A 14,605-nucleotide genomic window follows, 5' to 3' on the forward strand; every position below is an offset into this window, starting at 1 on the left:
GCCGCAGCTGCCTCCGCCGCCACCCGCCGCAGCGCCGAAGCCGGCACCCGCGGTGCCGCCCGCTCCGGCGCCGGCCGCCAGTGTGGCTGCGGCCCCCAAGCCGGCCGCCTCGGTCGCCGCGGCGCCGCCCGCGCCCAAGCCCACCCCGGCCCCTGCCAACGCCGAGGCCGACGTCGAACGTGCCGTCAAGGCCTGGGCCAGCGCCTGGAGCCGCAAGGACATGGGCGACTACGTTGGCGCCTACACCAACGACTACGCTGGCCAGGCGGGCTCGCACAAACGTTGGGTCGAGGAGCGGCGCGACCGCATCGTCGGCAAGAAGTCCATCAAGGTCAGCGTCAGCGAGCTGAAGGTCACAGTCAATGGCGACAAGGCCACTGCCCGCTTCCGCCAGAACTACGACTCCGACGCCCTGTCCACCAGCAGCCGCAAGACGCTGGAGCTGGTGCGCAGCGGCGGCAAGTGGCTGATCCGCCAGGAATCGGTGGGCGGTTGAGTCGCCGGGGTTCTCGTATCGCATGGTGATCAACCGCATCCGGCCCGCACATCGGCGTGGCGCCGCAGCGCTGGGCGCCGCGGGCCTGGTGGCCACGGCGCTGCTCAGCAGCAATGTCGCGTCCTCGCTGATGCCGGCGACCGAAGAGCCGGTCGCCACCGCCGTGTCGACCGCCACCGCTCCCGAGCCGGCCCCCGCCAAAGTCAAGGCGCCGCCGGTCGCGCTGGTGGACCAGGCCGTGCCGGGCACCGTGCCCCCTGACGCCCTGCGCGGCTCTCCGGAGCGCCGACTGATCGCCGTCTACCGTCTGCTGGCCTCGGGTCGCTACGATCCCGCGCTGCAGGCCGCCGAGGCCCTGGTGCGCGCCTACCCGAACTTCCGTCTGGCTCAGCTGGTGCAGGCCGACCTGATGGTGGCGCGCTTCGAGCCGCTGCAGGACTTTGGCGCAGGCGCCCGGCAAGGGGCCGACACCGGCGAGCGCGGCGAGCTGATGACGCTGCGCGACGAAGCCCGTCTGCGCCTGAAGGCCCTGATCCAGCGCCCCCCCGAGGGTGCGGTGCCGGCCGAGTTCCTCACCCTGCCACCCAGCGTGCCCTTTGCCATCGCCGTCGACACCGACGCCGCGCGCCTGTACCTCTTTGAGAACGGCCCGGCCGGGCTGCGCCTGGTCGACGATGTCTATGTGTCGGTGGGCAAGCAGGGCGTGGACAAGTCGGTCGAGGGCGACCAGCGCACACCGCTGGGCGTGTACTTCACCACCGACCGCCTGGACCCGCGCTCGCTGCAGGAGCGTTTCGGCTCCGGCGCGCTGCCGCTGAACTACCCCAACGCCTACGACAAGCTCAAGGGCCGCACCGGCAGCGGCATCCTGCTGCATGGCGTGACGGCCAGCACCTACTCGCGCCCACCGCTGGACAGCGACGGCTGCGTGGCCATGGCCAATGAAGACCTCACGCGGCTGGCCAGCCGCCTGCCGCAGCGTGACACGCCCGTGGTCATCACGCGCCAGATCCGCTGGGTCGAACCCGCCAAGCGTGCCACGCCCGAGGGCTTTCAGCAGACCTTTGCCCAGTGGCAACAGGCCCGGCTGCGCGCCGACCTGGCGCAGATGCGCGAGCTGTACGAACAGAGCGGTCCGCAGGATGGCGGCGCCGAGCAACGCTTCCGCGCCAAGGTGGCGTCCGCCCCGGAGGGCTTTGGCGAGGTCAGCGTGCTCACCTGGCACGACGACGAGGGCAAGCTGGTCGTGACCTTCAAGGAAGTCGGCAGCGGCCCCAAGGGCCGCGACCGGCTGATGCGGCAGTACTGGCGCGAGACGCGCAGCGGCTGGCGGATCGTGGCCGAGGGGCCGGTGCGCTGACGGCGCCTGCCACCTGAATGCACAAGGGGCCCCGCAGGGCCCCTTGTCGTGTCCAGCCCTGGCCGGTCTCAGCGCTTGCTCGGCGGCAGGTCGGTGCAGCTGCCGTGCGCCACTTCCGCCGCCATGCCGATGCTCTCGCCCAGCGTGGGGTGCGGGTGGATGGTCTTGCCGATGTCCACCGCGTCGGCGCCCATCTCGATGGCCAGTGCGATCTCGCCGATCATGTCGCCCGCATGGGTGCCCACGATGCCGCCGCCCAGGATCTTGCCGTGGCCGTGGGCCTCGGGGGAATCATCGAACAGCAGCTTGGTGAAGCCCTCGTCGCGGCCGTTGGCGATGGCGCGGCCAGAGGCCGTCCAGGGGAACAGGCCCTTCTTGACCTTGATGCCTTGGGCCTTGGCCTGGTCCTCGGTCAGGCCCACCCAGGCCACCTCGGGGTCGGTGTAGGCCACGCTGGGGATCACGCGGGCGTTGAAGGCGGCGCTGGCCAGCTCCTTGTTGCCCTGCAATTCCCCGGCGATGACTTCCGCCGCCACATGCGCCTCGTGCACCGCCTTGTGCGCCAGCATCGGCTGACCGACGATGTCGCCAATGGCGAAGATGTGCGGCACGTTGGTGCGCATCTGGATGTCGACGTTGATGAAGCCGCGGTCGGTGACCGCCACGCCCGCCTTGTCGGCAGCGATTTTCTTGCCGTTGGGCGTGCGGCCCACCGCCTGCAGCACCAGGTCGTAGGTGCCTTCGCTCTTCGTGCCGTCCAGGCCCTCGAACTGCACCGTGATGCCCTCGGCCGTGGCCGTCGCGCCGACGGTCTTGGTCTTCAACAGGATCTTGTCGAAGCGGCCCTTGTTCATCTTTTCCCAGACCTTGACCAGGTCGCGGTCGGCGCCCTGCATCAGGCCGTCCATCATCTCCACCACGTCCAGGCGGGCGCCCAGCGTGCTGTAGACGGTGCCCATCTCCAGGCCGATGATGCCGCCGCCGACGATGAGCATCTTCTTGGGCACCGCCTGCAGCGCCAGCGCGCCGGTGGAATCGACCACGCGCGGATCATCAGGCATGAAGGGCAGGCGCACGGCTTGTGAGCCGGCGGCGATGATGCAGGTCTTGAAGGCCACGACCTTCTTGCTGCCCGTCTTCTCCTGACCCGTGCCGGTGGTCTCTTCCACCTCCACATGGTTCGGTCCGACGAAGGCGCCGTAGCCGCGCACGGTGGTGACCTTGCGCATCTTGGCCATCGCCGCCAGACCACCGGTCAGCTTGCCGATGACCTTCTCCTTGTGGCTGCGCAGCTTGTCGATGTTGACGCTGGGGGCGCCGAACTCGATGCCCAGGTCGCCCAGGTGGCTCACCTCGTCCATCACCGCGGCCACGTGCAGCAGCGCTTTCGAGGGGATGCAGCCCACGTTCAGGCAGACACCGCCCAGCGTGGCGTAGCGCTCGACGATCACCACCTTCAGGCCCAGGTCGGCCGCGCGGAAGGCGGCCGAATAGCCACCAGGGCCGGCACCCAGCACCAGCACGTCGCAGTCGATGTCGGCCGCACCGCCGAAGCTGGCGGCGTTGGGTGCCACCACCGGCGCCGCCACGGGTGTGGCGGGAGCCGGTGCAGCGGCCGCAGGCGCCGGTGCCGGCGCGGCGGCCGCCCCGGCGGCCTCCAGCGTCAGGATCAGCGAGCCCTGGTTGACCTTGTCCCCCAGCGCCACCTTGATCTCCTGCACCACGCCCGCATGGCTGGACGGAATCTCCATCGAGGCCTTGTCGGACTCGACGGTGATCAGGCTCTGCTCGGCCTTCACCGCGTCGCCCGGCTTGACCAGGATCTCGATCACGCCCACGTCCTTGAAGTCGCCGATGTCCGGCACTTGCACGTCGATCTTGGCCATCGCGTGCTCCTTACAGCGCGATCCGACGGAAGTCGGACAGCAGCGAGGCGAAGTAGACGTTGAAGCGGGCCGCGGCGGCACCGTCGATCACGCGGTGGTCCCAGCTCAGCGACAGCGGCAGCATCAGGCGCGGCGCGAACTGCTTGCCGTCCCACTTGGGTTCGATGCTGCTCTTGCACACGCCCATGATGGCCACTTCCGGCGCGTTGATGATGGGCGTGAAATAGCGCCCGCCGATGCCGCCCAGGCTGGAGATGCTGAAGCAGCCGCCGCTCATGTCGGCCGGGCCCAGCTTGCCGTCGCGCGCCTTCTTGGCCAGCTCGGACATCTCCTGGCTGATCTGGAAGATGCCCTTCTTGTCGGCGTCCTTGATCACCGGCACCACCAGGCCATTGGGCGTGTCCGCCGCGAAGCCGATGTGGAAGTAGTTCTTGTAGACCAGCTGGTCGCCGTCCAGCGAGCTATTGAACTCGGGGAACTTCTTCAGCGCGGCCACGGCCGCCTTGATCATGAAGGCCAGCATCGTCACCTTGACGCCGGACTTCTCGTTCTCCTTGTTCAGCTGAACACGGAAGGCCTCCAGGTCGGTGATGTCGGCGTCGTCGTGGTTGGTGACGTGCGGGATCACCACCCAGTTGCGGTGCAGGTTGGCGCCCGAGATCTTCTTGATGCGCGAGAGGTCCTTGCGCTCCACTGGGCCGAACTTGGCAAAGTCCACCTGCGGCCAGGGCAGCAGACCCGGGAAGGCGCCGCCGGCAGCGGCGGGTGCGGCCGCCGGGGCCTTGGCCTTCTGCGCAGCGGTCTGCACGGCGCCGGCCATCACGCTCTTGACGAAGTTCTGCACGTCGTCCTGGGTGATGCGGCCCTTCAGGCCCGAACCCGACACCTCGGCCAGCGGCACGCCCAGCTCACGGGCCAGCTTGCGGATGCTGGGGCTGGCGTGGGGCAGGCCCGGCGCCGGGGTGCCCGGGTTGTGGGCCGGCACGGCAGCGGCAGCCGCCACCGGCGCGACGGCAGCGGCGGCCGGTGCCGCAGCGGCGGGTGGCGCAGTCGCTGGGGCCGGGACAGCGGCGGCCGGCGCAGGCGCCGCGGCGCCACCAGCGCCCTCGAGCACCACGATCAGCGTGCCGATGTTGACCTTGTCGCCCAGTGCGACCTTCAGTTCCTTGACCACGCCGGCGTGCGACGAGGGGATCTCCATCGAGGCCTTGTCGGACTCGACCGTGATCAGGCTCTGCTCCACCTTGACGGTGTCGCCCACCTTGACCAGCAGCTCGATGACGGCCACGTCCTTGAAGTCGCCGATGTCGGGCACCAGCACCTCGATGCGGCCGGCCGGCGCGGCGGCCACGGGCGCAGCGACCGGGGCAGCCGCCACAGGCGCGGCCACCGGGGCGGCTGCGACCGGCGCCGGAGCCGGAGCAGCCGCTTCGCCAGCGACCTCCAGCATCAGCACCAGCGAGCCCTCGCTGACCTTGTCGCCCAGCGCGACCTTGAGCTCCTTGACCACGCCGGCATGCGACGAGGGGATCTCCATCGAGGCCTTGTCGGACTCCACCGTGATCAGGCTCTGCTCGGCCTTCACCGAGTCGCCGGGCTTGACCAGCAGCTCGATGATCGCCACGTCCTTGAAGTCCCCGATGTCAGGGACCTTCACTTCAATCAATGCCATGTCATGCCTCCTGCCGAGCCGCCTCAAAGGAGGCATGGGCCCCCGCGGGGGGCAGCGAATGAAAATGAGCGTGGGGGTGCATTGTTTGTCTCCGTGAGGCCGCGCGTCAGGCGTACAGCGGGTTGATCTTCTCGGTGTTCAGACCGTACCTGGCGATCGCCTCGGCCACCTTGGCCGCCGGCACGCTGCCCTCGTCGGCCAGCGACTTCAGGGCCGCGACGACGATGTAGTGACGGTTGATCTCGAAGTGCTCGCGCAGCTTGCTGCGGAAATCGCTGCGGCCGAAGCCGTCGGTGCCCAGCACCTTGAACGTGCGGCCCTTGGGGATGAAGGCCCGCACCTGCTCGGCGTAGTTCTTCATGTAGTCGGTCGACGCGATCACCGGGCCCGGGTGCGGATCCAGCTGCTGGGCGATGAAGGGCACGCGGGCGGCTTCGGTCGGGTGCAGCAGGTTCCAGCGCTCGCAGTCCTGGCCGTCGCGGGCCAGCTCGTTGAAGCTGGGGCAGCTCCAGACGTTGGCGGCCACGCCCCACTCTTCTTCCAGCAGCTTCTTCGCGGCCATCGACTCGCGCAGGATGGTGCCGGAGCCCAGCAGGTTGACGCGCGGGGTCTTCTTGGCGCCCTCTTCCAGCAGGTACATGCCCTTGATGATCTGCTCTTCGGTGCCGGGCTTCAGGCCCGGCATCGGGTAGTTCTCATTGAGCAGGGTGATGTAGTAGAAGACGTTTTCCTGCTTCTCGACCATGCGCTTGAGGCCATGCTGCATGATCACGCCCACCTCGTGCGCGAAGGTCGGGTCGTAGGAGACGCAGTTGGGAATCGTGCCAGCCAGGATGTGGCTGTGGCCGTCCTCGTGCTGCAGGCCTTCGCCGTTCAGCGTGGTCCGGCCCGAGGTGCCGCCCAGCAAGAAGCCGCGGGCCTGCATGTCACCCGCCGCCCAGGCCAGATCGCCAATGCGCTGGAAGCCGAACATCGAGTAGTACACGTAGAACGGCACCATGATGCGGTTGCTGGTGCTGTACGAGGTGGCCGCGGCGATCCAGCTGGACATGCCGCCGGCCTCGTTGATGCCCTCTTGCAGGATCTGGCCGGAGACGTCCTCCTTGTAGTACATGACCTGGTCCTTGTCGACCGGGGTGTACTGTTGGCCCTTGGGGTTGTAGATGCCGACCTGGCGGAACAGGCCTTCCATGCCGAAGGTGCGGGCCTCATCCACCAGGATGGGCACCACGCGCGGGCCCAGCGCCTGGTCGCGCAGCAGCTGCGTCAGGAAGCGCACATAGGCCTGGGTGGTGCTGATCTCACGGCCCTCGGCGGTGGGCTCCAGCACGGCCTTGAAGGTCTCCAGCGCCGGCACGGTGAAGCTCTCGTCGGCCTTGGTGCGGCGGTTGGGCAGGTAGCCACCCAGGGCCTGGCGACGCTCGTGCAGGTAGCGCATCTCCGGCGTGTCCTCGGCCGGCTTGAAGAACGGGATCTTCGGCAGCTCGCTGTCGGGGATCGGCAGGTTGAAGCGGTCGCGGAAGTACTTGATGTCCTCGTCGGTCAGCTTCTTGGTCTGGTGGACGGTGTTCTTGCCTTCACCGGCCTTGCCCATGCCGAAGCCCTTGACCGTCTTGATCAGCAGCACCGTGGGCTGGCCCTTGTGGTTGACGGCCTTGTGGTAGGCGGCATAGACCTTCTGCGGGTCGTGGCCACCGCGGCGCAGGTTCCAGATGTCGTCATCGGACATCTTGGACACCATCTCCAGCGTGCGCGGATCGCGGCCGAAGAAGTGCTTGCGCACATAGGCGCCGTCGTTGGCCTTGAAGGCCTGGTAGTCGCCGTCCAGCGTCTCCATCATGATCTTGCGCAGCGCGCCGTCCTTGTCGCGCGCCAGCAGCGGATCCCAGTTGCTGCCCCACAGCAGCTTGATCACGTTCCAGCCCGAGCCGCGGAACTCGCCCTCCAGCTCCTGGACGATCTTGCCGTTGCCACGCACCGGGCCGTCCAGGCGCTGCAGGTTGCAGTTGATGACGAAGATCAGGTTGTCCAGGCCTTCGCGGGCGGCCAAGCCGATCGCACCCAGCGATTCGGGCTCGTCCATCTCGCCGTCGCCGCAGAACACCCAGACCTTGCGGTTGCTGGTGTCGGCAATGCCGCGGGCGTGCAGGTACTTCAGGAAGCGGGCCTGGTAGATGGCCATCAAGGGGCCCAGGCCCATGCTGACGGTGGGGAACTGCCAGAAGCCGGGCATCAGCTTGGGGTGCGGGTAGCTGGACAGGCCCTTGCCGTCCACCTCCTGGCGGAAGTTGAGCAGTTGCTCCTCGGTCAGCCGGCCTTCCAGGTAGGCGCGGGCATACACGCCCGGGGCCACGTGGCCCTGAAAGTAGACGCAGTCGCCGCCGTGGTCGGGGCCTTCGGCGTGCCAGAAGTGGTTGAAGCCGGCGCCGAACATGTGGGCCAGCGACGCGAACGAGCCGATGTGGCCGCCCAGGTCGCCGCCGTCCTCGGGGTTGTGGCGATTGGCCTTGACGACCATGGCCATGGCGTTCCAGCGCATGTAGGCGCGCAGACGCTCCTCGATCTCGATGTTGCCGGGGCAGCGCTCTTCCTCGTTCGGCTCGATCGTGTTGACATAGCCGGTGGTCGCCGAGAAGGGCATGTCCACGCTGTGCTGACGCGCTTCCTCCAGCAACTGCTCCAGCAGGAAGTGGGCGCGGTCCGGGCCTTCCTTGTCGATCACGGCCTGGAGCGCATCCAGCCACTCGCGGGTTTCCTGGGCGTCCAGATCGGGCGGCAGTGCACCGGGACGGGCGTCGGGGCTGGCGGACATGGGTTTGTCTCCTGTGAAGGTCCGTGTTGGGGGATGTCGGATCGGCGCGAAGTGTCGCACAGGCTTTTGGAATTTTCAAATAGCGGTCATTCATTTCATATTACGGAATTCGTGACGCATCTAGCCGATTCCGGACCACGTCCCAGGCCACGCGGGCCGGATAATCCACACCGCATGAGCAAACTCGCCGAACTTTCCGCCACCTACCGTTCGCGGCTGAACCGCCTTTTCGGACGCTGGTGGCGCAAGCAGTCGCCAGCACGCCAGGACCGCTTCGCCACCATCGGCCCCTTGCTGTCGGTGCTGATGTTCCTGGCGGCCATCACCGCCGCCTCCTGGTACCTGCGCAACGAGGAAATCGAGCGCACCGCCGAGGCGCTGCGCCGCGACACCGAGGTGGCCCAGCAGCAAATCCGCCTGCACCTGATCGAGAACCAGGAGCAGTTGGTGCGCATCGCCCGCGAGCTGGCCACGCGCGACATCACCACCGCCGATTTCCTGGACCAGGCCGCCACGTTCCAGCGTGAGCGCCCTGCGGTGCGGCGCATCGCCTGGATCACGGCCAAGCGTCAGGTGCGCGCCAGCCAGGAGTTGATGGGTTTCGCCCCCCTGGTGGCCACGGACGGCACCAGTGCCGACCCTTCGCTGCCCGCCCAAGGCCAGCCGATTGACGCCGAGTTCACCTTCCAGGCCGCCCGCGACAGCCGCCAACCGGTCTACTCCCACGCCTTCAGCGATGCCGCCGGCGTGCCGGTGTTCCAGATCCAGGTGCCGCTGATCGACCGTGGCAACTTCAATGGCGTGCTGGCCATCGATTACGGCATCGAGGCCCTGTTGCGCCACCATGTGCCGCCCGAGGTCACCCGCCGCCACAGCATCGCCGTGCTCGACAGCGGCGGCCGCACGCTGACCAGCACCGTCACCGCGATGCCCGGCCAGCGCAGCAGCCCGCCCTCGCTGAGCTACGAGCTGCCGCTGGCGCCGATGTCCAACGGCCTGGTGCTCAAGGGCATGGGCTACCGCACCTCGGTCGGCCTGATCGGCAGCACGCTGTTCTGGATGGTGGTGGCGCTGTCGGTGCTGACGGTGTGGATGCTGCTGGGCACCTGGCGCCATGTGCGCCGGCGCGCGCAGATCCAGGGCGCACTGGTGCAGGAAACCAATTTCCGCCGGGCCATGGAGAACTCCATGCTCACCGGCATGCGGGCGATGGACCTGGAAGGCCGCGTCACCTACGTCAACCCGGCCTTCTGCGCGATGACCGGCTTCTCCGAGGACGACCTGGTCGGCGGCCGCCCGCCCTTCCCCTACTGGCCCAGCGACCGCATCGAGGAGAACTCGCGCCTGCTGCAGCAGGAGCTGCAGGGCCGCAGCCCGGCTGGCGGCATCGAGGTCAAGGTGATGCGCAAGGACGGCTCGGTCTTCGATGCGCGCATGTACGTCTCGCCGCTGATCGACCCCAAGGGCCAGCAGACCGGCTGGATGACCTCGATGACCAACATCACCGAGGCCAAGCGCATCCGCGACCAGCTCAGCGCCTCGCACGAACGCTTCACCACCGTGCTGGAGGGCCTGGAGGCCGCGGTGTCGGTGATGTCGGTCCAGCACAACGAGCTGCTGTTCTGCAACCGCAGCTACCGGCTGTGGTTCGGCGCCGACGCCCAGGGCCATGCGCTGCTGGCCAGCAGTGCCGGCGACAGCGTGTTCCAGACCGAGGACGACGAGGACGTCGACAACCTCTCCGGCCTGCCCACCCATCCGCTCACCGAGACCAGCACCCAGCCGCACGAGGTCTTCATCGACTCGCTGCAGATGTGGTTCGACGTGCGCTCGCGCTATGTGCAATGGACCGACGGCCGCCTGGCCCAGATGCTGATCGCCACCGACATCACCGCCCGGCGCCGGGTGGAGGAGCTGGCGCGCCAGCAGGCCGAAAAGGCCTCGGTCACCAGCCGGCTGATCACGATGGGCGAGATGGCCTCGTCGGTGGCGCATGAGCTGAACCAGCCGCTGACCGCGATCAACAACTACTGCAATGGCATGGTCAGCCGGGTGCAGGCCGGGAGCATCAGCAACGACGACCTGGTGGCGGCCCTGCAGAAGACCGGACGCCAGGCCGAGCGCGCCGGGCAGATCATCCACCGCATCCGCAGCTTCGTGAAACGCAGCGAGCCGCAGCGCCAGGCGGCCCAGGCCAAGGACATCGTCGAGGACGCGGTGGAGCTGGCCGGCATCGAGCTGCGCCGTCGCAAGGTCAACATCCACACCTATGTGGCCCAGCGCCTGCCCACCCTGCATGTCGACCCCATCCTGATCGAGCAGGTGCTGCTGAACCTGCTGAAGAACGCCGCTGAGGCGATCGACGGCGCCCGCATGCCGCCCACGCGGCGACACATCGAGCTGCGCGTGACACCGCGCCACACCGCCGAGGAAGGCGGGGTGATCGAGTTCAGCGTGACCGACACCGGCCCCGGCATCCCCGAGGACGTGCTCAGCCGTCTCTATGAAGCCTTCTATTCCACCAAGGCCGACGGCATGGGCATCGGCCTGTCGCTGTGCCGCTCGATCATTGAGTCGCACCATGGTCGGATGCGGGCCCAGAACCAATACAATGGCACGCATGTGACGGGGTGCCGGTTCGCTTTCACCCTGCCCGTCGACCTCAGCCAGCGCGCCGAGGCACCGCCGGTACCTGACGTACCCGACGAGGCCGCGGCCGCCAACCCCAACGCTGCTTCCTCATGAGCCTGATCCCCAAGAAAGGTACCGTCTACGTGGTCGACGACGACGAGGCGGTCCGCGACTCCCTGCAATGGCTGCTCGAGGGCAAGGACTACCGGGTCAAGTGCTTCGACTCGGCCGAATCCTTCCTGTCCCGCTTCGACCCGCGCGAAGTGGCCTGCCTGATCGCCGACATCCGCATGGACGGCATGAGCGGTCTGGAACTGCAGGACCGGCTGCTGGAGCGCAAGAGTCCGCTGCCCATCGTCTTCATCACCGGCCATGGCGATGTGCCGATGGCGGTGAACACCATGAAGAAGGGCGCGATGGACTTCATCGAGAAGCCCTTCAAGGAAGAAGAGCTGGTCTCGCTGGTCGAGCGCATGCTGGACCAGGCCCGCGTGGCTTTCAGCCAGCACCAGGAACAGGCCAGCCGCGACGCCCTGCTGTCGCGCCTGACCACGCGTGAAGCCCAGGTGCTTGAGCGCATCGTCGCCGGCCGCCTGAACAAGCAGATCGCCGACGACCTGGGCATCAGCATCAAGACGGTCGAGGCGCACCGCGCCAACATCATGGAAAAGCTCAACGCGAACACCGTGGCCGATCTGCTGAAGATCGCGCTGGGTGCTTCCCAGAAGGCCTGATCCGGCCGGACACCACCGAACGGGGCCTCGCGCCCCGTTTTGCATTCCTGACTCCCTCTCGCCCACCGCCATGACCGCCCAACTGATCGACGGTAACGCCCTCTCCACCCAGGTTCGCGCCGAGGTGGCGCAACGCGCCGCAGCCCTCACCGCCCGGGGCCACCGCCCGGGCCTGGCGGTGATCCTGGTGGGTGACAACCCAGCCAGCGCCGTCTACGTGCGCAACAAGGTCAAGGCCTGCGCTGACGCCGGTTTCCACTCGGTGCTCGAGAAGTACGACGCCGACCTCTCCGAGGCTGCGCTGCTGGAACGCATCGAGGCCCTCAACAATGACCCGGCCATCCACGGCATCCTGGTGCAGTTGCCGCTGCCGGCCCATATTGACGACCACAAGGTCATCGAGACCATCTCGCCGGCCAAGGACGTCGACGGCTTCCACGTCGCCAGTGCCGGCGCGCTGATGGTGGGCGAGGTCGGCTTCAAGGCCTGCACGCCCTACGGCTGCATGAAGATGCTGGAATCCATCGGCCTGAAGGACCTGCGCGGCCAGCATGCGGTGGTGATCGGCCGCAGCAACATCGTCGGCAAGCCGATGGCGATGATGCTGCTGCGGGCCAATGCCACCGTCACCGTCTGCCACAGCGGCACCGCCGACCTGGGCGCCATCACCCGGCAGGCCGATGTGGTGGTGGCCGCGGTGGGCAAGCGCAATGTGCTGACCGCCGACATGGTCAAGCCCGGCGCGGTGGTGATCGACGTGGGCATGAACCGCAACGACGAGGGCAAGCTGTGCGGCGATGTCGACTTCGCCGGCGTGCGCGAGGTGGCCGGCTGGATCACCCCGGTGCCCGGTGGCGTCGGCCCGATGACCATCACCATGCTGCTGGTCAACACGCTGGAGGCCGCCGAGCGGGCCGCCGCCTGACCCTGGCCCCTTCACGGACACCCTTGCGCGCCGAAGATCACGCCATGAACACCGACAACCCGCTGCTGCAACTCGATGGCCTGGTGGCCTATGACCTGATCCACCCCGAGCAGGTGGCGCCCGCGATGACCCAGCTGCTGGCCGACGCCGAAGCCGCGCTGGAGCGCTGCGTCGGCCCGGACGTGGCGATCGACTACGACGCCCTGTCGCTGTCGCTGGGCGTGGCCACCGAGCGCCTGTCGCGTGCCTGGGGCGCGCTGGGCCACCTGTGCCACGTGGCCGACACGCCCGAGCTGCGCGCCGCGCGCGCCGAGCAGCTGCCGCGTGTCACCGAGTTCTACACCCGCCTGGGCAGCGACGAGCGCCTCTACGCCAAGTACAAGGCCTTGGCCGCCAGCCCGCAGGCCGCCTCGCTCAGCGCGCCACGCCAGTCCGCGCTGGCGCACTGGCTGCGTGATTTCCGCCTGGGTGGCGCCGACCTGCAGGGCGAGGCCCGCACGCGCTACGCGGCCATCCAGGAGCGCAGCGCCGCGCTGTCGCAGGCCTTCTCCAACCACGTGCTCGACGCCACTGACGCGTTCGCGCTGTACCTGGAGCCGGCGCAGCTGGGTGGCGTGCCTGACGACGCCCTTCAGGCCGCCCGCAGCGCCGCCGAGGCCGAGGGCCGCGCCGGCTGCAAGATCACGCTGCACGCCCCCAGCTACCTGCCGGTGATGCAGTACGCCCACGACCGCAGTCTGCGCGAGCAGCTCTACCGCGCCTACGTCACCCGGGCCAGCGAGTTCGGCCCGCCCGAGCGCGACAACGCGCCGGTGATGGCCGAGCTGCTGCAGCTGCGCGCCGAGGAAGCCGCGCTGCTGGGCTTTGCCAATTTCGGCGAGTTGTCGCTGGCCGCCAAGATGGCGCGCAGCCCGGCCGAGGTGATGGTCTTCCTGCGCGACCTGGCACAGCGCGCCCGCGGCCCGGCCGAGCGCGACATGGCCGAGCTGCGCGCCTTCGCCGCCACACAGCTGGGCCTGGACGACCTGCAGTCCTGGGACATCGCCTACGCCAGCGAAAAGCTCAAGGAAGCCCGCTACGCCTTCAGCGACCAGGAGGTCAAGGCCTACTTCCCGCTGCCCAAGGTGCTCGACGGCCTGTTCTCGATCATCTCGTCGCTGTTCGACGTGACGATCACGCCGGCCGAGGCGCGCACCTGGCACCCGTCGGTGCGCTTCTTCCGGCTGGAGCGCGCCGGTGCCCTGGTGGGCGAGTTCTACCTGGACCCCTACGCCCGCCCCGGCAAGCGCCCCGGCGCCTGGATGGACGACGCCCGCGAGCGCTGGCTGCGCCCCGACGGCCGCGGCCTGCAGACGCCCGTGGCGCATCTGGTGTGCAACTTCGCCGCGCCGGTGGGCGACAAGCCCGCGCTCCTGACCCACGACGACGTCACCACCCTCTTCCACGAGTTCGGCCATGGCCTGCACCACCTGCTCACCCGCATCGAGGACATGGGCGTCTCGGGCATTGCCGGTGTGGAATGGGACGCGGTGGAGCTGCCCAGCCAGTTCATGGAGAACTTCTGCTGGGAGTGGGACGTGCTGCAGCGCCTGACCGCGCACGTCGACACCGGCGAGCCGCTGCCGCGTGCGCTGTACGACAAGATGAACGCGGCCAAGAACTTCCAGAGCGGCATGCAGACGCTGCGGCAGGTCGAGTTCGGCCTGTTCGACATGCGCATCCACACCGAAGCCGATGCGCCCGGCCGCGTGCAGGCGATTGCCGAATCGGTGCGCGACGAGGTGGCGGTGGTGCAGCCGCTGGCATTCAACCGCATGCCCAACACCTTCTCGCACCTGTTCGCTGGGGGCTATGGTGCCGGCTACTACAGCTACAAGTGGGCCGAGGTGCTGTCGGCCGACGCCTGGAGCGCTTTCGAGGAGTCCGGCGTGCTGGACACCGCCACTGGCGAACGCTTCCGCCGCGAGGTGCTGGAGGTCGGTGGCAGCCGCCCGGCGCTGGAGAGCTTCCAGGCCTTCCGCGGCCGCGAGCCCCGCATCGATGCGCTCTTGCGCCACCAGGGCATGGCTGGCTTGCCCGCCTGAGCGCG

The 14,605-nt window shown here is 68.4% G+C and carries 9 protein-coding genes; 6 read left to right on the plus strand and 3 right to left on the minus strand.

Annotation, left to right across the window (positions count from 1 at the left end; genetic code table 11):
- Positions 1–496, plus strand: a 496-nt coding sequence (locus KAK06_RS22325; RefSeq protein ID WP_210804381.1) for a L,D-transpeptidase Cds6 family protein, incomplete at its 5' end; no start/stop codon positions are given.
- 22 nt (positions 497–518) lie between these two features.
- A complete protein-coding gene (locus KAK06_RS22330; RefSeq protein ID WP_210804382.1) occupies positions 519–1,856 on the plus strand; it encodes a L,D-transpeptidase family protein in 1,338 nt (445 codons plus the stop codon).
- A 68-nt stretch (positions 1,857–1,924) separates the two neighbouring features.
- Here the strand turns inward: KAK06_RS22330 and lpdA are convergent, their stop codons facing one another.
- From lpdA to aceE, 3 genes are all read right to left on the minus strand, one after another.
- Complete coding sequence (gene lpdA, locus KAK06_RS22335) at positions 1,925–3,742, minus strand: dihydrolipoyl dehydrogenase (RefSeq protein ID WP_210804383.1); 1,818 nt, start codon at positions 3,740–3,742, stop codon at positions 1,925–1,927.
- A gap of 10 nt (positions 3,743–3,752) precedes the next feature.
- Positions 3,753–5,414 carry a dihydrolipoyllysine-residue acetyltransferase gene (aceF, locus tag KAK06_RS22340; protein WP_210804384.1) on the minus strand — a complete coding sequence of 554 codons (1,662 nt, stop codon included), beginning with the start codon at positions 5,412–5,414 and terminating at the stop codon, positions 3,753–3,755.
- Positions 5,415–5,520: 106 nt separating this feature from the next.
- A complete protein-coding gene (aceE, locus tag KAK06_RS22345) occupies positions 5,521–8,226 on the minus strand; it encodes a pyruvate dehydrogenase (acetyl-transferring), homodimeric type (RefSeq protein ID WP_210804385.1) in 2,706 nt (901 codons plus the stop codon).
- 174 nt (positions 8,227–8,400) lie between these two features.
- Here aceE and KAK06_RS22350 point away from each other — a divergent pair, with 174 nt between their 5' ends.
- The 4 genes from KAK06_RS22350 to KAK06_RS22365 all read left to right on the plus strand — a co-directional run bounded on the left by KAK06_RS22350 (position 8,401) and on the right by KAK06_RS22365 (position 14,600).
- Positions 8,401–10,971, plus strand: a complete 2,571-nt coding sequence (locus tag KAK06_RS22350; protein WP_210804386.1) for a PAS domain-containing sensor histidine kinase — start codon at positions 8,401–8,403, stop codon at positions 10,969–10,971.
- Positions 10,968–11,591, plus strand: a complete 624-nt coding sequence (locus KAK06_RS22355) for a response regulator transcription factor (protein WP_210804387.1) — start codon at positions 10,968–10,970, stop codon at positions 11,589–11,591. Before KAK06_RS22350 ends, KAK06_RS22355 begins: the two co-directional genes overlap by 4 nt.
- A 70-nt stretch (positions 11,592–11,661) precedes the next feature.
- Positions 11,662–12,516, plus strand: coding sequence for a bifunctional methylenetetrahydrofolate dehydrogenase/methenyltetrahydrofolate cyclohydrolase FolD (gene folD / locus KAK06_RS22360; RefSeq protein ID WP_210804388.1), 855 nt, complete (start codon positions 11,662–11,664; stop codon positions 12,514–12,516).
- Positions 12,517–12,560: 44 nt separating this feature from the next.
- The gene (locus tag KAK06_RS22365) at positions 12,561–14,600 is read left to right on the plus strand and encodes a M3 family metallopeptidase (protein WP_210804389.1); all 2,040 of its coding nucleotides are present in this window, start codon (positions 12,561–12,563) and stop codon (positions 14,598–14,600) included.
- The last annotated feature ends 5 nt before the right edge of the window (positions 14,601–14,605 follow it).

The organism is Ideonella aquatica, from assembly GCF_018069755.1.
GTDB classification, from domain to species: Bacteria; Pseudomonadota; Gammaproteobacteria; order Burkholderiales; family Burkholderiaceae_C; genus Ideonella; species Ideonella aquatica.